A 1,515-nucleotide genomic window follows, 5' to 3' on the forward strand; every position below is an offset into this window, starting at 1 on the left:
ATGCGCATCGAACTCGGCGATATCGAAACCGCCCTACGCGCATGCCCCGGCGTGAATGCCGCTGTCGCTACCGTCCACCACAGCACCGGAACCGGCGACGGGACCGAGTCGATTGCTCACCTGATCGGCTACATCACCTTGGACGCCGCGGCGGGCCTGGACCATGGCGACGCCGTGGAATCTGAGGTCGTCGGGGAGCGCGAGGAACTCTACGACGACTTCTACCACGACTTCTACTCAGGACGGGACGCCGTTCACCGCCGGTTCGGCGAGGACTTCCTTGGTTGGAACAGCAGCTACACCGACGAGCCCATTCCAGTCGCTGAAATGCTTGAGTGGCGTGACAAGACGGTCGACCGGATTCTTCGCGCGCGCCCGAACCGGGTCCTCGAGATCGGTGTCGGCACAGGGCTCCTGCTGTCGCAGCTCGGACCCGCGTGTGACGAGTGCTGGGCCACCGACGTGTCTTCAGTAGCCGTCACCAATCTGCGCCGCTGGCTCGACGACATGGCATTGCCTTGGCGGCACCGCGTCCAGCTGTCCGCACAGCCCGCACACGTTGTCGACGGGTTGCCGACGGAATACTTCGACTCAGTGGTCGTGAACTCGGTGGTGCAGTACTTCCCGGACGCGGGATACCTCATAGATGTCCTCGACAAGGCGATGGGCCTGCTCGCCCCCGGTGGTGAATTGTTCCTGGGAGACGTGCGCAACCATGCGCTGCAGCGAGCATTTGAGACCGGCGTCGCCCTGGCTCGGGTCGACACCGCAGCCGATGACACCGACGTGCGGGACCAAATCCGGCGCGCCGTCGTCGGCGAGCCCGAGCTGCTTCTCTCCCCTCAGTTCTTCACGCTCTGGGCGGCAGACCGCCTCGACGTCGGCAGTCTGGACATTCAGCTAAAGCGCGGACACGCAGCCAACGAACTCACCTGGCACCGCTATGATGTCGTGATCCGCAAGGGATCGGTCCGCACTCCGGCCCTCACCCCGACATCGGTGTGGGTGTGGGACGACCAGTGGAGCCTGTTAGAACTCGGCGACCGACTCAGAAAAGAACTGCTGAGTGCGGTCCGAGTAACCGGGATCCCCCGCACGGGACTGATCGGCGACATACGCGCCGATCACGCCCTGCACAGCGGGTTGCCGATATCCGATGCGCTAGCCGAGCGATGCACAGACGACACTGCGGCCGCAACACCCGAACAACTACATTTACTCGGCGCAGAACATGGCTACCGCACCGCAGTCACCTGGTCCTCACGTTCCGACGCGATGGATGTTGTGTACGTCTACGACGAGAATCCCGGCTCGGCCCCGCTCCAGTGGACCGACGTCTATCTCCCACCGGCTCGACCGGGACCTCTGTCGGTGTATGCCAACGACCCGCAGGCAAACGTCCGTGTCGCCGACGTCCGCGCTGCGGTCGCTGCGGCGTTGCCTGATTACATGGTGCCCGCGCAGATTGTCGTGCTCGATGCCTTGCCGTTGACCGGTTCGGGCAAGGTTGATCGG

1 protein-coding gene is annotated in these 1,515 nt (G+C 64.1%); it reads left to right on the plus strand.

Translation table 11 applies throughout. The annotated features are described in order from the left end of the window. A partial coding sequence (locus ACFW3F_RS25485) for a methyltransferase (protein WP_388062493.1) occupies window positions 1-1,515 on the plus strand: 1,515 nt, incomplete at both ends.

This window comes from Gordonia sp. NPDC058843, from assembly GCF_042743165.1.
Lineage (GTDB): Bacteria > Actinomycetota > Actinomycetes > Mycobacteriales > Mycobacteriaceae > Gordonia.